Source organism: Xaviernesmea rhizosphaerae, assembly GCF_001938945.1.
Taxonomy (GTDB): domain Bacteria; phylum Pseudomonadota; class Alphaproteobacteria; order Rhizobiales; family Rhizobiaceae; genus Xaviernesmea; species Xaviernesmea rhizosphaerae.
Genome location: NZ_MKIO01000018.1, coordinates 56,588 through 80,693 on the forward strand (window position 1 = coordinate 56,588; position 24,106 = coordinate 80,693).

23 protein-coding genes are annotated in these 24,106 nt (G+C 66.2%); 15 read left to right on the forward strand and 8 right to left on the reverse strand.

The annotated features are described in order from the left end of the window. The first annotated feature begins 152 nt into the window (after window positions 1-152). The 3 genes from BJF92_RS01820 to BJF92_RS01830 all read left to right on the forward strand — a co-directional run bounded on the left by BJF92_RS01820 (window position 153) and on the right by BJF92_RS01830 (window position 3,396). Window positions 153-1,301, forward strand: a complete 1,149-nt coding sequence (locus BJF92_RS01820; protein WP_425356439.1) for an HPP family protein — start codon at window positions 153-155, stop codon at window positions 1,299-1,301. A gap of 318 nt (window positions 1,302-1,619) precedes the next feature. Next, entirely contained in the window at window positions 1,620-2,795 is a 1,176-nt protein-coding gene (locus tag BJF92_RS01825; protein WP_075633065.1) for a zinc-dependent alcohol dehydrogenase, read from the forward strand. Between the two features lie 91 nt (window positions 2,796-2,886). Further along, a complete protein-coding gene (locus tag BJF92_RS01830) occupies window positions 2,887-3,396 on the forward strand; it encodes a hypothetical protein (RefSeq protein WP_075633066.1) in 510 nt (169 codons plus the stop codon). A gap of 290 nt (window positions 3,397-3,686) precedes the next feature. On the opposite strand, the gene BJF92_RS01835 is transcribed toward BJF92_RS01830, so the two are convergent. Next, a complete protein-coding gene (locus BJF92_RS01835) occupies window positions 3,687-4,289 on the reverse strand; it encodes a superoxide dismutase (RefSeq protein ID WP_075633067.1) in 603 nt (200 codons plus the stop codon). 172 nt (window positions 4,290-4,461) lie between these two features. On the opposite strand from BJF92_RS01835, the gene BJF92_RS01840 reads away from it, so the two are divergent. From BJF92_RS01840 to BJF92_RS01865, 7 genes are all read left to right on the forward strand, one after another. Beyond that, window positions 4,462-4,743, forward strand: coding sequence for a toxin-antitoxin system TumE family protein (locus tag BJF92_RS01840; RefSeq protein WP_075633068.1), 282 nt, complete (start codon window positions 4,462-4,464; stop codon window positions 4,741-4,743). After that, complete coding sequence (locus tag BJF92_RS01845) at window positions 4,740-5,102, forward strand: HVO_A0114 family putative DNA-binding protein (RefSeq protein ID WP_075633069.1); 363 nt, start codon at window positions 4,740-4,742, stop codon at window positions 5,100-5,102. The genes BJF92_RS01840 and BJF92_RS01845 overlap by 4 nt, the downstream gene beginning before the upstream one ends. 96 nt (window positions 5,103-5,198) lie before the next feature. Further along, window positions 5,199-6,509, forward strand: a complete 1,311-nt coding sequence (locus tag BJF92_RS01850) for a hypothetical protein (RefSeq protein ID WP_075633070.1) — start codon at window positions 5,199-5,201, stop codon at window positions 6,507-6,509. 152 nt (window positions 6,510-6,661) lie between these two features. Then, window positions 6,662-7,408 (forward strand): COG3904 family protein, encoded by a 747-nt coding sequence (locus BJF92_RS01855; RefSeq protein ID WP_425356440.1) that lies wholly within the window; start codon window positions 6,662-6,664, stop codon window positions 7,406-7,408. 200 nt (window positions 7,409-7,608) lie between these two features. Then, complete coding sequence (locus tag BJF92_RS01860) at window positions 7,609-8,169, forward strand: phosphatase (RefSeq protein WP_075633071.1); 561 nt, start codon at window positions 7,609-7,611, stop codon at window positions 8,167-8,169. Between the two features lie 254 nt (window positions 8,170-8,423). Beyond that, on the forward strand, window positions 8,424-8,684 hold the full coding sequence (locus tag BJF92_RS24880) for a hypothetical protein (RefSeq protein ID WP_143523858.1): 261 nt from the start codon (window positions 8,424-8,426) through the stop codon (window positions 8,682-8,684). A 722-nt stretch (window positions 8,685-9,406) separates the two neighbouring features. Then, the gene (locus tag BJF92_RS01865) at window positions 9,407-10,069 is read left to right on the forward strand and encodes a haloacid dehalogenase type II (protein ID WP_075633072.1); all 663 of its coding nucleotides are present in this window, start codon (window positions 9,407-9,409) and stop codon (window positions 10,067-10,069) included. 64 nt (window positions 10,070-10,133) lie between these two features. On the opposite strand, the gene BJF92_RS01870 is transcribed toward BJF92_RS01865, so the two are convergent. Continuing rightward, a complete protein-coding gene (locus tag BJF92_RS01870; RefSeq protein ID WP_075633073.1) occupies window positions 10,134-11,465 on the reverse strand; it encodes an NAD(P)/FAD-dependent oxidoreductase in 1,332 nt (443 codons plus the stop codon). A 428-nt stretch (window positions 11,466-11,893) separates the two neighbouring features. Here BJF92_RS01870 and BJF92_RS01875 point away from each other — a divergent pair, with 428 nt between their 5' ends. Continuing rightward, window positions 11,894-12,328 (forward strand): winged helix-turn-helix domain-containing protein, encoded by a 435-nt coding sequence (locus tag BJF92_RS01875; protein ID WP_075633074.1) that lies wholly within the window; start codon window positions 11,894-11,896, stop codon window positions 12,326-12,328. A gap of 123 nt (window positions 12,329-12,451) precedes the next feature. Here the strand turns inward: BJF92_RS01875 and modC are convergent, their stop codons facing one another. Genes modC through modA form a run of 3 tightly spaced genes read right to left on the reverse strand, consistent with a single transcriptional unit; the run spans window position 12,452 to window position 15,129 of the window. Continuing rightward, window positions 12,452-13,558, reverse strand: a complete 1,107-nt coding sequence (gene modC / locus BJF92_RS01880; protein ID WP_075633075.1) for a molybdenum ABC transporter ATP-binding protein — start codon at window positions 13,556-13,558, stop codon at window positions 12,452-12,454. After that, window positions 13,555-14,256: a molybdate ABC transporter permease subunit gene (modB, locus tag BJF92_RS01885; protein ID WP_425356438.1), complete on the reverse strand. Its 702-nt coding sequence runs from the start codon at window positions 14,254-14,256 to the stop codon at window positions 13,555-13,557. The genes modC and modB overlap by 4 nt, the downstream gene beginning before the upstream one ends. Before the next feature lie 54 nt (window positions 14,257-14,310). Continuing rightward, window positions 14,311-15,129 (reverse strand): molybdate ABC transporter substrate-binding protein, encoded by an 819-nt coding sequence (gene modA, locus BJF92_RS01890; protein ID WP_075633076.1) that lies wholly within the window; start codon window positions 15,127-15,129, stop codon window positions 14,311-14,313. Between the two features lie 211 nt (window positions 15,130-15,340). Between modA and ung the strand changes: the two genes are divergently transcribed. Continuing rightward, window positions 15,341-16,039, forward strand: coding sequence for a uracil-DNA glycosylase (gene ung / locus BJF92_RS01895; protein ID WP_075633077.1), 699 nt, complete (start codon window positions 15,341-15,343; stop codon window positions 16,037-16,039). Between the two features lie 13 nt (window positions 16,040-16,052). Here ung and BJF92_RS01900 read toward each other — a convergent pair whose 3' ends face one another. The 3 genes from BJF92_RS01900 to BJF92_RS01910 all read right to left on the reverse strand — a co-directional run bounded on the left by BJF92_RS01900 (window position 16,053) and on the right by BJF92_RS01910 (window position 20,499). Continuing rightward, window positions 16,053-16,955, reverse strand: a complete 903-nt coding sequence (locus BJF92_RS01900) for a DMT family transporter (protein WP_075633078.1) — start codon at window positions 16,953-16,955, stop codon at window positions 16,053-16,055. 407 nt (window positions 16,956-17,362) lie between these two features. After that, a complete protein-coding gene (locus BJF92_RS01905; RefSeq protein WP_075633144.1) occupies window positions 17,363-18,625 on the reverse strand; it encodes an HlyD family type I secretion periplasmic adaptor subunit in 1,263 nt (420 codons plus the stop codon). A 95-nt stretch (window positions 18,626-18,720) separates the two neighbouring features. After that, on the reverse strand, window positions 18,721-20,499 hold the full coding sequence (locus tag BJF92_RS01910; RefSeq protein WP_425356441.1) for a type I secretion system permease/ATPase: 1,779 nt from the start codon (window positions 20,497-20,499) through the stop codon (window positions 18,721-18,723). Between the two features lie 537 nt (window positions 20,500-21,036). On the opposite strand from BJF92_RS01910, the gene cobF reads away from it, so the two are divergent. From cobF to BJF92_RS01925, 3 genes are all read left to right on the forward strand, one after another. After that, window positions 21,037-21,795: a precorrin-6A synthase (deacetylating) gene (cobF, locus tag BJF92_RS01915; RefSeq protein ID WP_075633080.1), complete on the forward strand. Its 759-nt coding sequence runs from the start codon at window positions 21,037-21,039 to the stop codon at window positions 21,793-21,795. A 204-nt stretch (window positions 21,796-21,999) separates the two neighbouring features. After that, complete coding sequence (gene cobG, locus BJF92_RS01920; RefSeq protein ID WP_210187596.1) at window positions 22,000-23,466, forward strand: precorrin-3B synthase; 1,467 nt, start codon at window positions 22,000-22,002, stop codon at window positions 23,464-23,466. A 2-nt stretch (window positions 23,467-23,468) separates the two neighbouring features. Next, window positions 23,469-24,101: a precorrin-8X methylmutase gene (locus BJF92_RS01925; protein WP_075633082.1), complete on the forward strand. Its 633-nt coding sequence runs from the start codon at window positions 23,469-23,471 to the stop codon at window positions 24,099-24,101. The last annotated feature ends 5 nt before the right edge of the window (window positions 24,102-24,106 follow it).

Genomic DNA, 24,106 nt, shown 5'->3' on the forward strand with positions numbered 1-24,106 from the left:
GATCGCTCCGGTGAGGCGCAGCATTTCGCCTTGCGCACTCAGGTCTTCCGGTCTAGTCGCTCAAGAACCGGGCAGGTCGCGCAAAATTTAGGCTTCCACTCCCTGCGCCGGCCATCAGCACGGGATCAGGCGGCATGAGCGATCGACAGGGCATCCGGACGATTTTCCATGGCTTCGGCCCGGCCGGGGCCATGCCGGCGCGTGCGGAAATTCTGCGCTCCGGCCTCGGCGCGCTCGTCGGCATCGGTTTGACGGGTCTCCTCGCGCAGGGGCTGGGCGGGCTTCTGCCGGCGCCGCTGCCACCGGCGCTGATCCCGCCGATGGGCGCCTCGGCCGTGCTGCTCTTCGCCGTGCCTTCCAGTCCGCTCGCCCAGCCGTGGAACCTCATGGCCGGCAATCTCGTCGCGGCGCTGATCGGGGTCAGCCTCGCCGCGCTGCTGCCCGCGCCCGTCCCCGCGGCCGCAATCGCCATTGGTCTGGCGATCGCGGCGATGATGGTGCTGCGCTGCCTGCATCCGCCGAGCGGCGCGGTGGCGCTCACCGCCGTGCTCGGCGGCCCGGCCGTTCACGGGCTCGGCTATGGCTTCGTCCTCTGGCCGGTCATGGGCAATTCGCTTCTGCTGCTAGGCGCAGCCCTTGCCTATAACCGGCTGGCCGGCCGGCTCTATCCCCATGCGCCGCGCAGCCTGCACCGCACGGAAGACCCGCCTGCCTTCGACCGCGTCGGCTTCACCTCGGCCGATCTCGATCAGGCGCTGAAGGATTACGGCCAGTTCCTCGACGTCAACCGCGAGGATCTGGAAAACATCCTCCGCCGCACGGAGCTGAAGGCGCTGCGCCGGCGCGGCGGGCAGATCCTCTGCGGCCAGGTGATGTCGCGCGATGTCATCGCCGTGGCGCCGGATACGGCGCTGTCCGAGGCACATGCGCTGATGCGGGCCCACCACATCAAGGCGCTGCCGGTCACCGACGATCAGGCGCGCATTCTCGGCATCGTCACCCAGACCGACCTGCTCGACCGGGCCGACTGGCGCGGCGGCCGGCCGGGCATCGGCTTCAGCCGGCGGCTGGCGCTGGCGCTGCGCGGCGCCAGCGCGCCCAATGGTACGGCCAAGGACATCATGACAGTGCCGGTCAAGACGGTGACGCCCGATATGGCGATCGTCGAGGCCATCGTGCTCTTTGCCGAGGCCGGCCTGCACCATCTGCCTGTCGTCGGCGATGCCGGCCGCCTCGTCGGCATCGTCTCGCAATCCGACGTGCTCGTGGCCATGCTGGCGGAGCGGCAGGGCGCGGCCTGATCACAGAATCGGAGCGGGATCTCAGGCGAAAACCTCACATCCTTTTCGCCATTTCTATCCAGCGCCTAGATCTCTGCTTTCGCATCGGAATTTCGGAAATCTCGATCCCGCTTTTCGGTCCGCTGCTCCAGCGCCACGGCGTCCTTGCGCGCTCCTGCTCGTCGCAAAAGTCCAGAAAACCGACCTGCCGCGTGCAACCCCATGGCCTCCCGTCTGTTTGCGGGGTCCCGTTGCGGCCATGGCGGGCGTCGGTTCGCTCTCCCGCGCGGCCGCCGACCTTGCCGCGACACCGTCGAGATTGATCTGGAGGCATTTCCCATGCGCGCACTCGTCTGGCACGGCAAGGAAGACATACGCTGCGACACCGTGACCGATCCGGAAATCGAGCATCCCCGCGATGCCATCATCAAGGTGACGAGCTGCGCGATCTGCGGCTCGGACCTGCATCTCTTCCACAATTTTGTGCCCGGCATGATGCCCGGCGACATCATGGGCCATGAGACCATGGGCGAGGTGGTGGAGGTCGGCTCCGGCATCGGCGGCGCGCTGAAGAAGGGCGACCGCGTGGTCATTCCCTTCACCATCACCTGCGGCGAATGCGACCAGTGCAAGCGCGGCAATTTCTCCGTCTGCGAGCGCACCAACCGGCGCAAGGATCTGGCGGAGAAGGTCTTCGGCCACACCACTGCAGGCCTGTTCGGCTACACCCATCTGACCGGCGGCTATCCCGGCGGCCAGGCCGAATATCTGCGCGTGCCCTATGCCGACAGCACCCATATTAAAGTGCCCGACAGCATGAGCGACGAGCAGGCGCTGTTCCTCAGCGACATCCTGCCAACCGGCTGGCAGGCGGCGGTGCATTGCGACATCGAGCCGGAGGACACGGTGGCGATCTGGGGCTGCGGCCCCGTCGGCCAGATGGCGATCCGCAGCGCCATCCTGCTCGGCGCCCGCCAGGTCGTCGCCATCGACTGCCTGCCGGAACGTCTCTCCATGGCCGAGGCCGGCGGCGCCATTACCATCAACTTCCGCGAAGAAAGCGTGCTGGAGCGGCTGAAGGAGCTAACAAAGGGCAAGGGGCCGCAAAAGTGTATCGACGCCGTGGGGCTGGAAAGCCATGTGTCGATGAGCCATCCCGACAGCCTGCTCGACCGGGCCAAGCAGATGGTGATGCTGGAAAGCGACCGGCCGCATGTGCTGCGCGAGATCATCTATGTCTGCCGCCCCGGCGGCATCGTCTCGATCCCTGGCGTCTATGCCGGACTGGTCGACAAGATCCCGATGGGCGCGGCGATGAACAAGGGCCTGACCTTCCGCATGGGCCAGACCCATGTGAAGCGCTTCACCGACGATCTCGTCCGGCGCATCGAGGAAGGCCAGATCGATCCCTCCTTCGTCATCACCCATACGGCGGAGCTGAAGGAGGGCCCCGAGATGTACAAGCTGTTCCGCAACAAGCAGGACAATTGCATCAAGGTGGTGCTGAAGCCCTGACGTTCGCGGTCGTCCACCCTTCCCGTGCAGGCGCGCTGCCTCCCCTGACGGCAGCCTTAAGCGTCCCCTTTGACCGACCGAGGAGATCCCTATGCCCATCCTGTCCAATCTCACCCGCCCCAAGGGCGATCCGAAGATCCTGACCACCGGGCCCACGGTGCAAAGCGGGGCGGAGCGCCTCGCCAAGGGGCTCGGCTGGTTTTCCATCGGTCTCGGCCTGACCGAGCTTTTCGCCGCCCGGCGCCTAGCGCGCGGCCTCGGCCTTTACGGCCACGCGCCGCTCATCCGCGCCTTCGGCCTGCGCGAGATCTGGAGCGGCATGATGACGCTCTCGGTCGACAAGGACAAAGGCCTGCAGTCGCGCGTCGTCGGCGACGGCCTCGACATCGCCGTGCTGGTCTCCGCCTTGCGCCACGGCAATTACCGGCGCGACAACGCCGCCGCCGCGCTCGCCATGGTGGTTGGCATCACCGTGCTCGATGTCCTCGTCGCCAAGGCCGTCACCGCCGAGCGCAGCCGCCCGACCGGCAAGCCGCGAGACTATCGCGACCGCACCGGCTTTCCCGGCGGCATCGAGGCTGTGCGCGCCCTGTCGCGCTGAGGGGAACCAGCCGGCACCTCGGCCTGACGGGCCAGGCGGAGCGCTGCCTCAAAAACGCGAAAACCCCGGACCATGAACGGCCTTTGAATAGGCGGCTCATGGACCGGGGCTTTATTGATAGCGTGGCGTCCCTCTCTCCACGTCAAGCTCGGGCTTGACCCGGGGAACCTCCCGCACAACGAGCGAGCGGCCTTGGATGCTCGGTCGAGCCCGAGCAGGACGATGGAGAGTGTCGCAATGGCTTTCCTTCGCGCGACGCCGAAGCCGCACGAAGGAAGGCGCCTGAGATCTTAGGCCGAGGCCTTCTCGTAGAGCTCGAGCACGTAATCCCAGTTGATGAGATTGTCGATGAAGGCTTCGAGATACTTCGGGCGGGCGTTGCGGTAGTCGATGTAGTAGGAATGCTCCCAGACGTCGACGCCGAGGATCGGGCTGGCGCCGTGCACCAGCGGGTTCTCGCCGTTCGGGGTCTTGCTGATTTCCAGCTTGCCGTTCTTGACCGAGACCCAGGCCCAGCCGGAGCCGAACTGGCCGGTGCCGGCGGCGATGAAGTCGGCGCGGAACTTGTCGTAGCCGCCGAGGTCGGAGGCGAAGGCTTCTTCCAGCTTGCCCGGCAGCTTGGTGCCGCCGCCGCCCTTCTTCATCCAGTTCCAGAAGTGGAGATGGTTGAAGTGCTGGCCGGCATTGTTGAACAGCGGCTGGTTGGTGCCGTAGGATTTCTTGACGATCTCTTCCAGCGATAAGTCGGCGAGGCCTGCCTCTTCCGCCAGCTTGTTGCCCATGGTCACATAGGCCTGGTGGTGCTTGTCGTGATGATATTCGAGCGTTTCGCGCGACATATAGGGCGCGAGTGCATCGTAATCATAGGGCAGGTTCGGAAGCTCGAAAGCCATGGTGGTTCTCCTCTTGGCATCGGTTTCGTCATAAAAAGCCGTCGCCGGGGAACATAGGCAGAGCCATGCCGGGAGGCAACGGTTCGCCCACCACAAAGCCCGGCCTTTGCAGAAAATTCTTCTCACGTCATCAACATCGACGCAGCAGGAAAGCGTTGGCATAATTGCCAACATGAAGGCCGATCTGTTGCATCGATCGAAGACCGTGCTCGCCGATGGGGCGATTATCGATATGCTGATCTGGCGTGTGCCGCAGCCGGTGCCGGGCAGTCGGCATGATTTCAAGTACAGCCTGTTTTCCGGGCGGGCGGGAGAGCGCATCGTCTGTTTCGACAATGAGAAACCGAAGGGCGACCATTGCCATCTCGATGGGGTGGAAAGCCCTTATATCTTCGTTGATGTAGACCGGCTCATTGACGATTTTCTTTCAGAAGTGAGACGGAGGCGTGGATGACGAAGGCCCTGATCAGAATCATGCGAAACGAGAACGCGGCGGTCGAGGATGCCGCTCTGCGGTTCAAGCAGGCATGGCGCGGACAGGCGGACGCCGATGTCGTCCTGACCTTTTCCTCGCCCATGCAACTCTTCGAGGTCCTGTCGCCCAAGCGCTGGCAGCTGATCGAAACCCTCCAACGGATCGGGGCCCAGTCTCTGCGCGGTCTGGCACGCGCCTTGGGACGGGATGTGAAGCGGGTGCACGAGGACGTTCACCTTCTCATGGAATGGTCTTTGATCACCCGCGACGAGAGCGGCCGGTTCCTTGTTCCTTATGAGGTCATTCACGCCGACTTCGATCTTCGCGCCATCGCCTGAGCGGGAGGCGCACGGATGTGATCGCACCAGCCTTCATTTCGCCCTGATGTTAACGATCTGTTAGCGATCCCAACCCCTTGCGGAGATCGCTCCTTCATGGCGCTCGGCGCTTCCCATCGATTGCAGGACGGCGTCGACGCCGTCGAAACCATGACGCGCTTTGCCCTTGCCGTTCTGGCGCTGGCCTCGGGTGTCTATACCTATCTCGGCGTGCGCTCGATCCTCGACGGCTCGCCGACCGCCGTGTTCTTTGCCGCGCTGATCTATTCCAGCGCCGTCTCCGTGGCGATCTATGCCTTCTGGAGCTACATGGCCCGCTTCTATCCGCATGTCACCAGTGCCTCCGGGCGCGGGGCGATGCTGGGGGTGATGGCGCTCGGCTGCGCCATGATCATCGCCATGTCCAGCTGGCTGAATGCCGCTGCGCTGGCGGGCTCGGCGGCGCTGGAGCAGCATCTGGCCGAAACGCTGGAGGATTACACCGGCGATCTCGACCGGGCGCACCAGAATGCGCTGGCAGCGCAAAGCCTGCTGCCCGACATCCAGCGCACCCAGGAGCGCTTCAACCGGCTGGCCGAGCAGGAGCGGGCCACCGGCGCGTTGACCGGAACCACCGGCGCGGGCAGCGTGGTGCAGCTGCTCTCGCAGATGGCCGCGCAGCTCAAGGAGCTGGACACCGGCATCAATGCCTCGCGCGAGCGGGTGACCACGCTGTTCGACCAGGGCCGCAAGCATCTGGAGACCATGCGCGGCCTCGTCTCTTCCCCCGGTGCCATCGGCCCGCGCGCCGACCAGTTCGCCTCCGAAGCCGTGGCGCTGACCGGCGTCGTCACCTCGCTGGAACAGACCTCGATCGCGCCTTCGGTCAAGCGTGCGGCGGAGGATCTGTCGCTCGGCTTCATCGCCCCTGTCGCCGATGGCCAGGAGGCGGGGCTGGCCGACCGGCAGGACAAGGTGATGGAGACGATCCGCACCTCGGTCGCCGCCCAGTCCAAGGTCCTGTCGGCTGCGGCGGATGAGATCCTGGCCCGCGCGCCCGTCGGCGAGCGCCGCTTCGTGCCTCTGTCTTCGGCGGAAGCCGTGCTGCGCTATGCGGCAGACTTCATCCCGAGCTGGGCCGGCGCGATCTCGATCGACCTTCTGCCGGCCGTGCTGATCTTCATGCTGGCCATCGTCCACGGTGCCATCCGCCGGCAGGAGGAGCGCCTGCCCTTTGCCGAGCGCATCACCGCCGCCGAGCTGTTGCAAGCGCTGGAGGTGCAAAAGGCGGTGACAGCCGGCGGCATCGATCTGGCGGCGCTGGCTCAGGGGCCGGCCGCGCCGGAGGGCGCGGAGGAGGATCGCTCCACCAATGTGACGCCGCTGGACGCGGCGCCCAAGACCCCGCGCAAGAGCCCACCCGCATGAGCGCCAGCGAAACAGCCGTGCCGGAGACCGGTGACACGGGCGGGCAGTTGGGCTCCGGCCCGCTGTGCCATCCGGCCGCGCGGCCCGACCGGCTGAAGGAGAGGTGGCGGTCGATCAAGGCCAAAGCGCTCGGCCTCGATGACGGCGCGCTGATGCGCCATGCCTTCCAGATCCTGCTTGCCGCAGCCCTCGTCTTCGTCGTCATCGACTTTCGCGAGATCGAGGCGGCGAAGGCGCTCGTCCCCTTCGATCCGCAGGCGCCGGGCGCAGCCCCCATCCTGCCGCCCGCCCTGACCGAGGGAGAGCCGGAGGCGCCGCCCTCCGAGATCACCACCGAGGCCGCGCAGCTGAAGAACGCCATCCGCTTCGAGCTTCTGCCCGGCGGCATTCTCAAGGCCCAGGGCGCAATCGACGCCGGGGCGGCGGCGCGCTTTGCCGCCGAGGTCGAGGCGCGCGGCGAATATGTGAAGACAGTGGTGCTCGATTCGCCGGGCGGATCGGTGGGCGACGCACTTGCCATGTCCAGGCTGATCCGCGAGCGGCAGCTGGACACCCGGGTGGAGAAAGGCGCGCTCTGCGCCTCCTCCTGCCCGATCGTCTTTGCCGGCGGGGTGCAGCGCGTGGCGGAAAAGGGCGCGGTGATCGGCGTGCACCAGATCTTCAACGGCTCGACCCAGCGCCTGACGCCGGAGGAGGCGATGTCGCAGGCGCAGCGTACCACGGCGGAGGTCACCCGCCATCTCGAAGCCATGGGCGTCAAGCCCGGCCTGTGGCGCCGCGCGCTGGAAACCCCGCCCGACCGGCTGTTCTACCTGAGCGTCCGCGAGATGGAGGCCGAAGCCCTGACCACGCCCCCGCCGCCCAGGCCGGTAGCGGCCAGCCGGGGCAAGGGCGCCTGATCGTCCCCCGGCATGAAGAACAGCCACCGTCCGTCCGTCGTCCCGGCAAGTCACGGGCCCGATCCGCCACGTCATCGGGCCGATGGCGCGAGGCGGCGTCGACCGCTTTTCGTGAGACGAAAGTGATAGACGCAAGCTTGCCTCATGCTCGACCTTGGATAAACTTGGGCGGGGCATGAGAATCAGTGGGGCAAGACAAGATGGCGCGTGCGGCCGAAAAGCAGGTCGAAGAGTATTTCACGCCGATCCTGCGGGAAAACGAGCGGCATCCGAACGGGTGGCCCGTGCGCATGATGGTCGCCTCGCAGACGGAGGCGCGCCACAATCGCGCGAGTTGGGCGCCCAGCCATCTGATCTCGATCCGTGCGCCCGGCACCAAGCTTCTGTCGATGATCGACCTGCCGCCGGAAAACCACCTGCAGCTGATCTTCAGCGATGCGCTGGACCAGGAGGATCCGCAGGGCGCGCGCCTGGAGGCGATCGAGCAGGCCTTCGCCTTTGTCGATGGCCTTCCAGAGGACGCCCACCTGCTTGTTCACTGTCTGCGCGGCATCGGCCGCGCCCCGGCGCTGGCGCTCGGCATCCTCGGCCGCTACATGGAGCCGGAGCAGGCCGCTGCCACGCTGCATATGCTGCGCCCCGAAGCCAAGCCCAACCGCCATGTGGTTACGCTCTGCGACACGCAGATCGGCCTGAAGGGCAAGCTCGCCCGCCAGGCCCTGCGCTTCCCTGCCAAGGTCTGGAAGCCGGCCAAGGGCTGAGGCGCCTCGGGTTTGTGCAGGCCGCCCGGCAGGATGTCGATGACAGCCGGGAACCCCTGCGGTTGTCAGTCCGTTGGACGACGCAATCGAACGCACATCCGAGTTGCTCCCGCGCGATACCAAGCCGCATTGATGATCGCTGATGTCGATATGTGCGTTACGGGCTGTCGTTGGTGTGTCGCACGAAAAATCTCGTGACGATATAAAAGGTCCATAAAGTCATCATTATCGAAGTAAGCCATGCGGCAAAGGAGATGGCAGCGATCGGTGACGAGCGTCTGATTGACGTATTTTCCAGATTGGATAGAAGCAGTGAAACAAAAAATAAAGCAAAAATTGAATATTTTAATAGAATATTAAAAAATTTATTCCTATCTTCAGGCGGCAATGTGGGAGAATATCTTAATATCATGATTAAATCTATTATAACTCCCAAAAAAATGGAAATAATGAAAAACATAGATACAGTAATAATCTTTGAACCCAAGCCACTTTCTTTTTCATTTAATATATGAACTTTATTTATAAAGAAGTCCGGGAATATAAAATATATTTCTTTTGCCTTTTCAAAATTCATCGGGGAAAAGTAAAGGAAAAATCCCATAATTATATATATTGAAATTAAAAATAATTCTTTATTCTTGTAGTATTTTCCGATATTCAAATTTCCGAGACTAAAATTATGATTTAGATCGCCCATCCCGCTCTCCAGTCAAATCCGCGTTGCTGAGCACGCTCTCGTGCCAGCAAGGACGCATCGTCAATTCTCGACCGGCGCACGCGGAGGATGGCCACAAGCCCGACCAATCTGCCATGCAGCCGATAACACTCACTCAAAATGGTGTCCGGTTCAGGCGCTTGCCGATTGCGCTCGTCCTTTTCACGCCCACCCGTCATATTGCGGCTGGGGCATCCGAAATCGTCATAGCCACCCGAGCGCTGGCCGGTTGTGCAGGCCCGCATCATCACTCGCTCCTATCCGCAATTCAAGGCATAACTCATCAAGGCCATAAATCCGCGCCGTCGTCGCCGCATCTTTCGCAGCGCGCCGATATTGTGCGTCGCAAGAACGCCTCTATATGCTCTCACCTGACGTGGACGGGCCCTGCGGCTTGCGGGACCGGTCAAATGGGATGAGTGGCGCCCGCAAAGCCTTGTCTTTTCTGCATGTTTATCCTGACAGCCTTTGCGGTTCAGGGTGTGTGGTGAAGGCTGCGTCTGCGCATGGGAGGTGGAAATGACGCCGTCGGTCTATGTTTTCGATGCCTATGGCACGCTGTTCGACGTGCATGCCGCCGTGCGCGCGCATGCCCAGGCTCTCGGGCCGCAGGCCGAGGCCTTCTCGGCGCTGTGGCGGCGCAAGCAGCTGGAATACTCCTGGACCCATGCGCTGATGGGCGAATGGCGCGACTTCTGGCAGCTGACGGAACAGGCGCTCGACCATGCGCTGGCCGCCTATCCCGCCTTGCCCGCCACGCTGCGCGACGATCTTCTCGCCAGCTATTGGACGCTGGATTGCTATGAGGACGTGCCGGCCGTACTGCATGCCCTGAAGGCGCATGGCGCGCGCGTCGCCATTCTGTCCAATGGCACGGAGGCGATGTTGGAGGCGGCGGTAAAGCGGGCGGCGCTCGACACGCTTGTCGACGATATTTTTTCCGCCGATGCGGTGAAGACCTACAAGACCGACCCAGCCCTTTATGAAATGGTGGCGACGGCCTACCGGCTCTATCCGCAGTCGGTCTCGTTCCAGTCCGCCAACCGCTGGGACATTGCCGGCGCCTCCCGCTTCGGCTTTCGCACGGTCTGGATCAACCGCACGGCCGCGCCGGACGAATATCCGGACCATGCGCCGCATCTGATCCTTCCCGGCCTGAAGAGCCTGGAGCTGCACATCTGACGCATCGGATTTCTCCGAAAACCGGTTCTCACTTTTCAGTCCGATGCTCCGGGCACCATGCGCCTCAGACCGGCGGCGCCAGTTCCAGCGGCGTGCCATCGAAGAAGCGCTGCAGGCGGAAGGGGGCGGGGTCGACGATCGGCGCGTCGCCCAGCGCCAGATCGGCGGTCAGGTGACCGGCGCCGGGACCGATGCCGAAGCCGTGGCCTGAATAGCCCGTGGAGATTACGAGGCCCGGCAGGCTCTCCACCGTGGAGATGACGGGAACGGCATCCGGCGTCACGTCGATCAGCCCGGCCCAGATCTGCGCCGGTGCCGCGCCGTTGAAGATCGGGAAGGCGGCCCTTGCGGCAGCGAAGGCCTTCAGCGCCGAGGCCTCCTCCGGCCGGGGGTCGAGAATGCGATGGCGCTCGAACGCGCCGGGTCGGTCGAGCGGCACGGGCCGGATCTCGAACAGTTCCTCGAAGGAACGGGCGCTGAGCCCGATCTTCACCGAGCCGGCTTCAGCCTTTCGCGCCGGCGCGAAGAGGCGCAGGAAGCGGAAACTGTCGGGCACCAGCGCGTGTAGATTGTCGCTGCCGCCGGCAATCGTGTAGCCGCCGTCGAGCCGCTTGCGATAGGCATAGGTTGCGGTCGCGCCGGCGCCTTGCGGTCCGCCATCGACGGGTCCCGTGCGCAGAACGCTGTTGCGCACTTTCAGTTGCGGCAGGGTGATGCCGAGCCCTTTGAGCAAGAGACGTGACCAGGCGCCACCGGCAACGATGGCGGTGGAGCAGGCGATGCGGCCTTTCTCCGTGACGATGCCGCTGACGCGGCCGCCGCTCGTCTCGATGCCGCGCACGGCGCAGCCGGCAAGGAGGATGGCGCCGCGCGCCCGGGCGCCGGCGGCAATGGCCGGCACCGCCTTTTGCGGTTCCGCCCGTGCGTCGCTCGCCGTCACCATCGCGCCGAGATAGTGCACCTTCGCCCCCGGCATCAGCGCCGCCGTCTCCGTCGGGCCGATCTGGCGGGTGTCGAGCCCGTGGAGGCGCGCAAGCTCCATCCAGCGATCCCGGTTGGCCACGTCCTGTTCGGTTTCGGAAATGTAGAGAATGCCGGCGCGGCGAAAGCCGGTCTCGCCCTTGACGCGCGCATCGAGCCCGTCCCAGATCTTCAGCGCCTCGATTGCCAGCGGGATCTCGCGCCGGTCGCGGCCCATGACCCGCACCCAGCCCCAGTTGCGGCTCGACTGCTCGCCGCCGAGAACGCCTTTTTCGCAGAGCACGGTGGACACGCCGCGCTCGGCCAGCATCAGCGCCGTGGAGACGCCGACAATGCCGCCGCCGATGATGACGACATCGGCCTTTGCGGGCAGGTTCTGATCTGTTTCAACGGGATCGAGGCGCGGGCCGGGCATGCGGGGTCAGTCCTTGAGCAAGATAGTCAAAGGCGGGGTGCCATGGCCGCCTGGCAACGGCAGAGGCCCGGCGGTGAGGATAGAGCATCGGACCGAAAAGTGGGAACCGGTTTTCGGAGAAATCGATGCAAAAACAAAAAATTAGAGCATCGGACTGCGTGCGATTTTCAGTCTGATGCTCTAGCCTTTTGAAAGCGGCTTCCGTCGTATCGTCGGATAAGCGGCGGGAGAGAATAGTGGCGCATCTGGCGCTTTCTGTCAGGACAGGCAAGCCGCTTGTTTTCGCGCAGCAACAGGATTCTGTCGAAGGGTCCGCGGTGTCTGTCCGCGCGCGCTCTGGACGGCGGCGCGCCCAGATGAAACAAGGAGCAATCGCCGACCCGTTCACGGACGCCCCAGCTCCTCATGCGGGCAAGGAGGATGTCAGCATGCCCGCCACCCCCGCGCTTAAACCTGTTCTCCGCGTCGATTTTCCGGCAGATCGGCTCGGCCATGGCAAGATCCGGCTTCTGGAACTGATCGTCGAGACAGGCTCGATCTCGGCGGCTGGCCGGGCCATGGACATGTCCTACCGCCGCGCCTGGCTGCTGGTTTCGGCCTTGAATGCCATGTTCGCGCAGGAGGTCGTCAGCTCGCAGCGCGGCGGGCGTCAGGGGGGAGGGGCGGCGCTGACCCCGTTCGGCGCGGAGCTCGTCGCCCGCTTCCGGGCCATGGAAGCGCGGGCATGCGAAGCGCTGGCGGAAGACCTTGCCTGGCTGGAGGCGCACCGGCCAGCCGGCCCGGCTGCCGATGGCGGACGAGAGACGGCTCCAGCCGCGCAGGATGCACAGGGCGGGAAGGGTGGATCGCAGCCCGAGCGTTGAAGCCGGAGGCCCCCGATCGCGCGCGGATCCCGAGGAGGCCGGCCGCCCGTCTCCTGCGGCTTAGGCATGGATTGCAAGCATCGGGTTTTTGCGAGACCGGTTCCCACCTGCCGATCCGACGCTTTAGCGAAAATGATCGAGCGCCACCGATTTCACCAGCGCATGCACCGCAAGACCCACGGCAAGCCCAAGGGCCTGCGCCGAGACCGTGGTGACATGGGCGAGAAGATGCAGGCCACCCGCCTGCTCCAGCCGCACCTCCATCGTCCGGCCGTCCAGCGGCGTCAGGCCGGCGATGCGCATCGGCAGGCTGTTGAGCGCGCTGATGCCCTCCACGGGGCGCAGCGACAGCATGACGTCGCGGGCGGCGATCCTCAGACGCACGGCGGCGCCGGGGGCGAGACCTTCCTCGGCAAGGCGCAGGCGCGCGCCTGCGATCTCGACCGTGGTCACGCCCGTTTCCGGCTGGGCGCCCGCGACACGGCCCTCCAGAACCACGCCGCGCTCGCGCGATGAAGCGCCGGCCATAAGGCTCGCGCGCCCGAGCGTTTCGGCGGCCGGCCCGGCGCCGGCCACCCGTCCCCGGTCGATCAGAACGACCTGATCGGCGAGCCGCGCCACCTCGGCGACCGAATGGCTGACATAGAGGATCGGCACCCGCGTCTCGTCGCGCAGCCGCTCGAGATAGGGCAGGATCTCGCTGCGCCTGTTCTCGTCGAGCGCGGCGAGCGGTTCGTCCATCAGCAGCAGGCGGGGGGCTGCGAGCAGCGCCCGGCCAATTGCCACGCGCTGGCGCTCGCCGCCGGAGAGATGGCGCGGGGCGCGCTCAAGAAGCGGTGCGATGCCGAGGAGATCGACGATGCGGGCAAACTCCGCCGAATCCGGTCGGCCGCGCGCCTGGGAAAAGACGGCGCCATAGCGCAGATTGCGGCGCACCGAGAGATGGGGGAACAGCCGCGCCTCCTGAAACACCACGCCGAAGCCGCGCCGATGCGGGGACACGGCGATGCCCGCGCCCGTGTCGAGCAGGGTTTGCCCGCAAAAGCGGATCAGCCCTTCTTCCGGCCGCAGGAGCCCGGCGATCGCCCGGAGAACAGAGGTCTTGCCTGCGCCCGAGGGACCGAACAGCGCGGTCACGCCGGCCCCGGCGGTAAAGCCAATATCGAGGCGCGTCGCGCCGAGCGGCGTCTTCAGGCGGACCTCCAGGCTCCTATCCTTGTCCTGATTCATGGGAGCCCGATCCGGCGCGCGGTCAGCCGCGCCAGCGCTTCAGAGAGCATCAGGGCCGTCAGGGACAGGGCGACGGACACGAGAGTGAGCCGCAGCGCCCCGGCATCGCCGCCCGGCACCTGGGTGAAGCTGTAGATGGCCGAGGCGAGCGTTTGCGTTTCGCCCGGAATGTTGGAGACGAAGGTGATGGTGGCGCCGAATTCGCCCATGGCCTTGGCAAAGCTCAGGATCATGCCGGCGATCACCCCCGGCAGGCAAAGCGGCAGGGTGACGGTGAGGAAGACGAGGAGGGGAGGAGCCCCGAGCGTGGCCGCCGCCTCTTCCAGCCGGCGATCGACCGCCTCGATCGACAGGCGCATGCTGCGCACCATCAGGGGAAAGCCCATGACGGCGGCGGCGAGCGCCGCGCCGGTCCAGCGGAAGGAAAAGACGAGGCCGACCGTCTGCTCCAGAAAGGCGCCCACCGGCCCGCGCCGGCCGAAGAGCAGCAGCAGGCCATAGCCGGTGACCACCGGCGGCAGGATCAGCGGCAGATGCACCAGCCCGTTCAGCAGCGCCTTGCCGGCAAAGCGTCCGCGCGCCAGCAGCAGCGCGACAGCCAGCGCCACCGGCAGGCTCGCCAGCATGGCGACCAGCGCCACCTTGAGGCTAAGCCGGATCGCGGTCCATTCCGCCGGGCTGAAGGAAAGATCGATCACGCCTCTGCCTGTTCTTCTGAAAGGGCGCGCCGCGCGCTGGAGGATGGATGCGCGCTATCGCGACAACAGCGTGAAGCCTTGCGCCTTGAAGATCGCGCCAGCCTTGTCCGAGCGCAGGAAGGCCAGATAGTCGGCGGCGGCCGGATTGTGCGAATCGGTCAGGATCGCGGCGGGATAGACGATCGGCGGATGGCTGCCGGCGGGGAAGAGGCCGGCGAGATGCACGCCCTTATCGGCGGCGGCGTCAGTCTCATAGACGATGCCGAAGGGCGCCTCGCCGCGCGAGACCAGGAGCAGGGCTGCACGGACATTTTCCGCGCCGGCGACCCTGTCTTTCACGCCGTCCCACAGCCCCAGATGTTCCAGGGCCGCCTTGCCATATTTGCCGGCGGGCACGCTCTCGACCGCGCCCATGGCGAGCCGGCCCTCGCCGAGCTTGCCCTTGAGATCAAAATCGCGGCCGATCTCGACCGGTGCGCCCTCCGCCTTTGCCGAGACCAGCACCAGCCGGTTGCCGAGCAGATCGGTGCGCGTCTCAGCGCGGATCAGTTTCTTGCCGGCGACATCGTTCATCCAGTCCTCATCCGCGGAGATGAAGAGATCGGCCGGCGCGCCCGCCTCGATCTGCTTGGCGAGCGCCGAGCTTGCGGCATAGGAGGCTGTCGCCGGCTTGCCGGTCTCGGCGGTGAAAGCCTGATTCACCGCATCCAGCGCCGTCTTCAGGCTGGCGGCGGCGAAGACCGTCACCGGTGCCTCGGCGCGCGCGGCGTCGGGCGCAAGGGCAGCGAGCACGCCGCCGATAAGCACCAGCGCCGCCAGAAGGCCTGCGAGGCGGCGGCGGGGCTGAGACTGGCGGTGCAAAGGCGCTTGCATGGCGGGGGAACGGGGCATCGGCATGAGGTCTCCGGGGTCAAGAGATCGACATATCCGCGCGAATATAGCGAAAGCCCTGACCAAGGCCAGCCTTATATTCTGTAAAATATAACGCGACGACGACGCTACCGGCAGACGAGGAAAGCTCTTTCGGAGCGGCGGCGGCTGTCCTATGTCAGAACGACCTGTGTCGGCATGAAGGATGGCTGGGATGAGCGAAGCGGTGCGGCTGGAAGAGAGCTGGAAGGCGGCGCTCTCGCAGGAATTCACCAGCCCCTATATGACGGCGCTGAAAGAGTTTCTGCAGGCAGAGAAGCAGGCGGGCAAGCAGATCTTCCCGCGTGGCGCGGAGTATTTCCGGGCGCTGGACCTCACGCCGCTCGACGCGGTCAAGGTCGTCATTCTCGGGCAGGACCCCTACCATGGCGAGGGCCAGGCGCATGGCCTGTCCTTCAGCGTGCGGCCGGGCGTGCGCATTCCGCCTTCGCTGGTCAATATCTACAAGGAGATGGAAAGCGATCTCGGCATCCCCCCCGCCCGCCACGGCTTTCTGGAGCATTGGGCGCGCCAGGGCGTGCTGCTGCTCAACAGCGTGCTGACGGTGGAGCGCGCCAGCGCCGCCTCGCATCAAGGCAAGGGCTGGGAGCGCTTCACCGATGCGGTGATCCGTGCCGTCAACAGCCTGCCGCACCCCGTCGTCTTCATCCTCTGGGGCTCTTACGCCCAGAAGAAGGCCGGTTTCGTCGATCGCGAGCGCCATCTTGTGCTGCGCTCGGCCCATCCGTCGCCGCTCTCGGCGCATAACGGCTTTTTCGGCACACGGCCCTTTTCCAAGGCCAATGACTTTCTGGTCGCCCATGAGCAGACGCCGATCGACTGGCGCCTGCCGGAGGCTCCGGCCAGCGCCTGATCCCGGGGCCAGATCAGAGATCGGCGGTCGCCTTGACCTGCGCCGGCGGCGCCGTGCGGCGCGCGACCACGCTTTCGCGCCAGATGGTGAAGATGCCGGCCCCCACCACGATGGCGGTGCCCACCAGCATGTTTGCGGTCAGCGTCTCGCCGAATACGGTGACGCCGACGATGGAGGCGAGCACCACCTGGAGATAGCTGATGGGCTGCACCTCCGAGGCATCGAGATATTCATAGGCCTTGATCAGGAAGAAGTGGCTGGACATGCCGGTAAGGCACAAAAGCCCCATCCAGCCCCAGTCATGCATCGCCAGCGGCTGCCAGAAGAAGGGGCCGACCAGGCTGGTGACGAGCGCGCCGCCGATGCCGGTGTAGAAGAAGCTGGTGGCCGCGCTGTCCTCGCGGCTCACCAGCCGGGTCGCCACCGCATAAAAGGCGAAAAAGGCGGAGCAGAGCAGCGGCACCAGAATGGCCGGCTCCAGCGTACCCACGGGATTGATGATGATGAGAACGCCGACGAGACCGGCGCCGATCGCGCTCCAGCGCCGCCAGCCGACACGCTCGCCAAGCAGCACCATCGACAAAAGCGCGATGAAGATCGGCCCGCCGGCCAGGATCCCCTGCGTATGCGCCAGCCCTACGAGGGTGAAGGAAAAGATGACGGTGACGATCTGCGCGGCCAGCAGCACGCCGCGCGTCAGCTGCAGCAGCGGCCGCCGCGTGCGGATCGCGGCCTTCAGCCCGCCCTTGGCGCGCATCGCCATCAGCACCACGAAGATCGCGAAGGCCCAGTAGCGGATCATGGTGATCACCACAGGCGGATAGATCGCGCCGAGATGCTTGGACACCGCGTCCTGGATCGTGAAGATGACGATGGCCAGGAGCGTGAAGAGATAGCCGTTGCGTTTTGTATTCATCGGGAGGTCCTGCCGCCGCCGGGCCCGCAAGAAGGTCGGACGGCATGGTGCGGCGCATCATGGTGCATGGCCCGGCTTAGCATATCGTCAGGCGGGCGCGACGCATTTTTCCGAGGCGGAGGCAGAATTTTCTGCCATCGCAGGCGCGGGGCTGACCCCGATCTCCACCATGCTCTTGCCTGCTGCAACCTGCGTAGACCCTCGGGTCAAGCCCGAGGATGATGTCGCGGGCGGGACTGCCATAGTGAAGACGGCATGCGAAGCCGTTGCGGATGGGACCGAAATCGGGCGCACCGTAACGACGCAAGCTTTATCGCTGCGCACCCCCGACGCGATTTCCTGGACGACAAGGGTCATCGCATCTTGTGATCAGACAGCCGGAAGAAAGCGATCCTCCGGCTGCCCTCCTAATCCTCGCGGAAGGTGCGCTGCATCTGTTCGGTCAGCGGCTTGGCGAGGTAGGAGACGACGGTGCGGTCGGCGATCTTGATATAGGTTTCCGCCGGCATGCCGGGATAAAGGCTCAGGCCCTTGAGCTGGGCGAGGCTTTCAGGCTTCGGCCGGATGCGCAGGGGGTAGTAGGAGACGCCGGTGCGTTGGTCGGTCACGAGATCGGGCGCGATATTGACCACCTCGGCATCGATCACCGGCGTGGTGCGCTGGTTGAAGGCGCTGAAGCGCACCTCCACCGGCTGTCCCAGGTGGATCTGGTCGATATCGGTGGTGTTGATGCGGGCCTCGACCGTCAGATTGTCGGCCTCCGGCACGACCAGCATCAGCTGTTCGCCCGGATTGACGACGCCGTTCACTGTGTGGACGGCGAGCTGGTAGACACGGCCGGCGATTGGCGCGGTGATGTCCAGCCGCTTGAGCTGGTCGAGGGCCGCTACCCGGCGATCCTCATATTCGGCGATCCGGCCCTCGACCTCGGTCAGTTCCTTGGCGCTTTCGGTGCGACGGTCCTCGCCGAGCTGCAGGATCTGCAGGTCGATTTCGCTGGATTTGCCGGCGGACTGGGCGCGCGAGGCGATGCGGGCGCCGCGATCGCCTTCGAGCTGGGCCTTTTCGCGCTTGAGCGTGGTGACGCGCTGCATCGACACGAGGCCCTGGGCATAGAGCTTGTCCACGCCGGAAAGCTCCTGATCGATCAGCGTCAGCGCATCGGCAATCGCCGCCAGCTGCACCGTCAGCCCCTCGACCTCGTCGCGAAGCTGGCCCTTGCGGGCCTCCAGCTGGCTCTTCATACCAGCGAGCGCGCTGCGGCGGCTTTCAAACAGCTTGCGCTCGCTGTCTTCCAGAAGCTTTGCAGAGGTGCTGTCGGTGAGCGCGTCGATGCGCTCGGGTATGTCAAAGGTCTCGGCCCCGGTCTGCTCGGCGATCAGCCGGGCGCGGCGGGCATAGAGCTGGGCGAGCGTGTTCTGCACGATCGAGAGGTTGGCGCGCACCGTCGTGCCATCCAGGCGGATCAGCACCTGGCCGGCCTCGACCCGGTCGCCTTCGCGCACCTTCAGCTCGCCGACGATGCCGCCGGTCAGGTGCTGGATCTTCTTGACATTGTTCTCGACCACGACCGTGCCGCCGGCGACGATCGCGCTCGACAGCGAGGTGGTGGCGGCCCAGCCGCCGATGCCCCCGACCAGAACCACGGCCATGACGCCGATCGCCAGCATGTGGCGCTTGAGCGAGCCGCGCGCGGTGCCGGCTGCGGGGGGACGGCCGGAGGCGGGCCTGCCCGATGTCCGGACACCCGAAGTCTGAGCTGAGGTCATTCGCCGGCTTCCTTGTCTTCAACCACCTTGAGCGCGGGGTGGTGGCCGCCGCCGATGCTGGCCGCCTGGGCCGGGCGCGGTGTATCCCGACGCAGCACCTGCGCCAGCGTTTCGTCGCGCGGGCCGAAGGCCTGCATGCGGCCGTCCTTCATCACCAGAACCAGATCGACGGCGGCCAGCGCGCTCGGGCGATGGGCGATGACCAGCGCGATGCCGCCGCGGGCGCGCACGCTCATCACCGCTTCCGACAAAGCCTGCTCGCCCTCGGCGTCGAGGTTGGAGTTTGGCTCGTCCAGGACGACAAGGAAGGGATTGCCATAGAGCGCGCGGGCGAGTGCCACGCGCTGGCGCTGGCCGGCCGAGAGCGCGGTGCCGCCATCGCCGATATCGGTCTCGTAGCCATTGGGCAGGCGCAGGATCAGCTCGTGAACGCGGGCGGCCTTGGCGGCGGCGACCACGGCTTCCGCCGTGGCGTCCTCGGCAAAGCGGGCGATGTTCTGCGCCACCGTGCCGCCGAACAGCTCCACATCCTGCGGCAGATAGCCGATATGCCTGCCGAGGCGGTCGCTGTCCCACTGGTCGAGCGCTGCGCCGTCCAGGCGCACCGAGCCGCGCAGCGGCGGCCAGATGCCGAGAATGGCGCGGGCGAGCGAAGATTTGCCCGAGGCGCTCTGGCCGATGATGCCGAGTGCGCTGCCGGCGGGAACCGTGAAATTGATATCGGCGAAGATCAGGCGCTGGACGCCGGGCGGGCCACCGGAGAGGGTCTCGACGGTCAGCCGTTCGCACGGGGGCGGCAGTTCGAGCGGTGCGGGCTGCTCGGGCAGGGCCACCATCATGTCCTTCAGCCGCTGCCAGCTCTGCCGGGCGGAGACGAAGCCGCGCCAGTTGCCGATGGCGAGCTCCACCGGGGCGAGCGCGCGCGCGGTGAGGATCGAGCCGGCGATGATGATGCCGGGCGAGGCCATGCCCTCGATCACCAGCACGGCGCCGGTGGCAAGAACGCCCGACTGCAGCGCCATGCGGAACACCTTGGACACGGCGCCATAGCCGTTGCCGACATCCGAGGTGATGCGGTTTTCCTCGCGATAGCTGTCGTTCTTCTCCGCCCAGAGCGTGGACATGCGCCCAAGCATGCCCATGGCCTGCACCACCTCGGCATTGCGGCGGGAGGACTGGGCGAAAGCGTTGCGGTGGTTGCCGGCTTCCGCCGCTCGGCGCGAGGGCGCCTGCGTGCCGCGATTGGTCAGGAAGGTCAGCGCGATCAGGATCAGCGAGCCGACGATGGCGACGGTGCCGATCAGCGGGTGGAACAGGAAGCAGATGACGATGTAGAGTGGCAGCCAGGGCAAGTCGAAGAACGCGGTGGGTCCGGAACCGGAGAGGAAGCTGCGCACCTGGTCGAAGTCGCGCAGCGCCTGTAGCCCGTCGCCCTGCATCCTCACCTTGAGCGGCGCCTGCACCACGGCGCGGTAGATCCGCCCGCTCATCGCTTCGTCCAGCGCATTGGCGATGCGCACCAGCATACGGCCGCGCATCATGTCGAAGGCGCCCTGGAAGGCATAGAGCAGCAGCGCGAGCACGCTGAGCGCGATCAGCGTGGGAATGCTGCGCGAAGGCAGAACGCGGTCATAGACCTCCAGCATATAGAAGGAGCCGGTGAGATAGAGCAGGTTGACCAGCGCGCTGGCGATCCCCACGCCGATAAAGGCGCTTCTGCAGGCCTTGAGCGCCTGGCCCGGATCGGTGCTGCCTGTCTTGCCCTGGGTCTTCATCATGATGTCCCCGCTACGCCCTCTAAACCGCCCGGCCGATCGTCGTCCGGCCTTGCCGGTCGTCACTCTAGCCCTGTTCCGGTGCCCTTCGCCGCCTCCAAACGGGTGAGGCGGCTCCGGTCTTGTGTCGATTTAAATCAAATCCGCTTTAAAGATGTGTTCCGCGGTATAGTTACCGCTCTGCCCGCCTGGGCGGCCCCTGCCGCAATGCGCGCATCCTCGAATGGCGCAACGCCTCGATGCCGGGGTTTCGCCTCTGGCCTCTTGCGCCCGCCCCGACGCATTTCCCTAGCCGATCGCGGCCCCTCTGTCCTGCGAATCCGGCCGGCTCGATCACAGTCGCGTGTGATAATATCATCCGCGCGGCCAAAATGCGGCGGCATGTCGTAAAAATTGTTCTGCCACCGGGTTTCAGGTTGTGCCACTCCAGCCATTGCTTTCAAGCGATCTTTCCGGCTTGATTTTTTCCGCCCGATCAGCTCTCCCGACCCATGTCTATGCGAGAGCCTGTTTCGGCTCTGTTTGAAGGAGCGGGCGATGCGCCACATCGCGGTGATCGGCATCGGCACGGGCAATCCGGACCATGTCACAATCGAAGCGGTGAAGGCGCTCAACCGCGCCCACGTGCTCTTCCTGCCGGACAAGGGCGAGGAGAAGGCCGCGCTGGCCGATGCGCGCCGGCGGGTGATCGCCGCCCATGTCACCCGCATGGATCAGCGCGAACAGGCCTTCATCGTTCCACGGCGGCAGGCGGCGGGCGTGACCTATGGCGAGAGCGTCGATGACTGGCATGCCGCGCTTGCGCGCAACCATGCGCAACTGATCGCCGAGGCGCTGGGTCCTGAGGAAACCGGCGCCTTCCTCGTCTGGGGCGACCCGATGCTCTATGACAGCACGCTGCGTATTCTCGACCGGGTCAGGGCCACGGGGCTCGACTTCACCCTCTCGGTCATTCCCGGGATCACCAGCCTGCAATTGCTCACCGCCCGCCACCAGATCCCGCTCAACGGCATCGGCGCTCCTGTTACGCTCACCACGGGACGGCGGCTGGCCGAGGATTTCCCCGCGACGCCCGACACGGCGGTCGTGATGCTCGACGGCGAACAGGCCTTCCTGGCGCTGGAGGATCTCGATGCGGAGATCTATTGGGGCGCCTATCTCGGCATGCCGCAGGAAATCGTCCTTTCTGGGCGCCTGGGCGAGCTGCGCGAGGAGATCGCCGCCCGCCGGGCCGAGGCGCGGGCGATGAATGGCTGGATCATGGATATCTATCTCCTGCGAAAGCCGCGTTCGTAGGTGACGGGCCGGAACAGGCCCACCCTTTTCCGCGTCGTCGGGATCCGCCAATGCGTGCCCACACCGCTGATCCCATGCGCCCGCCTTGACAGCGTCGCCCGCCTTGACAGCGTGAACTCTGTTCTGCCGCTTTGTCTCCTCCGCCCGGATGCGCTATGCCAGGAGAAAAGCGGCGAGGCGCGGATGGCGGATGCGGGGATGGACATGAGCGGGGCGCGGCAGGCGGTAACGGCCTGGCGGCGCGGCGCCTGCCCAACGCTGGCCGCGCCCATGCCGACGGGCGACGGGCTTCTCGCACGATTGAGGCCGCGCGAGCCTGCCCTGCCGCTCGGCATGGTGCGCACGGTGCTCCTGGCTGCGGACCGCCATGGTTCGGGTCTGGTGGAAATCACCGCGCGCGGCAGCCTGCAAGTGCGCGGCCTGACGGCGCGCAGCGCTGCGGACTTCGCGGATGACGTGGCGCAATCAGGTTTTCCGCTGGCCGAGGCGCCCGCCGTCGAAATCTCCCCGCTTTCCGGTCTCGATCGCCAGGCGCTGGCCGACGGGCAGGCGATGGCGCAGCGGCTGCGCGCGGTTCTCGCGGAGGAAGAGGCCGGGTCGTCCGGCTTCACGGATCGTCTGGCACCCAAGCTGTCGATCGTGATCGATGAGGGGGGGCAAGTCGATCTCTCGGGCCTGATCGCCGATCTCAGACTGGTCGCCGAGGCGGCAGAACGCTGGCGCCTGTTCCTTGGTGCGCAAGACGCCGGGCTTTTCGATGCGCAGGGCGCGGTTGTGGCGGTGCGCGCCAGCCTGCGGGCACTGGCGCAGCTGGGACGCGCGGCGCGCGGCCGCGATCTCGACCCTGCGACCCTGACGCTTCCCGCGCTTGAGGCGGCAACGCCAGAGAAGCCGGCAGAGCCGGAGAATGAACTGGGGGCGGAAACAGGAGCGCTTCAAGGGCAAGGGCGTGCGCCCGAAATGAAGCGCGGTAGCGCGCGGCAGTCGCCGCGCCCGGAGGCGGTCACGCTGGTCGGTCCGATCGATCTCGGCCCGATCAATTTCCGATCTGGCGATCCCATGACGAGGGGCTTCGCGCTCGGCCTCGGCTTTGCCTTCGGACAGGCAAGGGCGGCGGATCTCCTCACCTTCCTCCAGCAGGCGGAGGCGGAGGGCGCCGCCGAACTGCGGCTCGCGCCCGATCACGGGCTGATCGTCGCGCCGCTTGGCGAGGCCGCGCTGCGGCGGCTGATGGCGCGGGCCGAGGCGCTCGGCTTTATCACCAGGCCTGACAATCCGGCCCGCGCGGTGGCCGCCTGCGCCGGACGTCCGGCCTGCGCCTCCGCCTGTCTTGACACCAAGGGGATCGCTGCACAGGCGGCGGAGCGGTTGGCGCCGCTTCTCGACGGGAGCGTCCGCCTGCATGTCTCGGGCTGTCCCAAGGGCTGCGCCCACCCGCGCGCGGCGGCGCTGACGCTGGTCGGCGGGCCCGCACAGGAGCGGCTCGGTCTGGTTCTGGAGGGGCAGGCGGCCGATGCGCCGTCGATCGCTCTTGACGTGAGCGACCTGAACGGGGCACTGACACGGCTTTCCCGGTGCGTGAGCGGGGCGCGGCTGGCGGGCGAATCGGCCCGCGCGTGCCTGAGACGGCTGGGGCCGGCGGGGATCGCCGCAGCGCTTCAACAGGGATAGGCATGGCCGACTACGACTATATCCGCGATGGCGACGCCATCTACCGGCAATCCTTCGCCATCATCCGCGCCGAGACGGATCTGTCCCGCTTCTCCGCGGAAGAGGCGGAGATCGCCGTGCGCATGGTCCATGCCTGCGGCCTGCCGGAGGCCGCACGCGATTTCGTCTTCTCGCCCGGCTTCGTCGCGGCGGCGCGGGCAGCCCTTGCCGCCGGCGCGCCGATCCTGTGCGATGCCTTCATGGTGGCCGATGGCATCACCCGCGCGCGGCTTGCCGCCGGCAATTCCGTCCTCTGTACCCTGCGCGATCCCGAGACGCCCACCATTGCCGCCGCCATCGGCAATACCCGTTCGGCCGCGGCACTCGATCTCTGGCGCGAGCGCATGGACGGTGCCGTGGTGGCGATCGGCAATGCGCCAACCGCGCTCTTCCATCTGCTCGAACTCCTGCGCGACGGCGCGCCGAAGCCGGCGGCGATCCTCGGCATGCCTGTCGGCTTCGTCGGCGCGGCGGAATCCAAGGAGGCGCTGGCCGAGCACTCCTATGGCGTGCCCTTCGCCATCGTGCGCGGGCGACTGGGAGGCTCCGCCATCACGGCGGCGGCCGTCAATGCGCTGGCGAGGCCGGGCCTGTGAGCGCG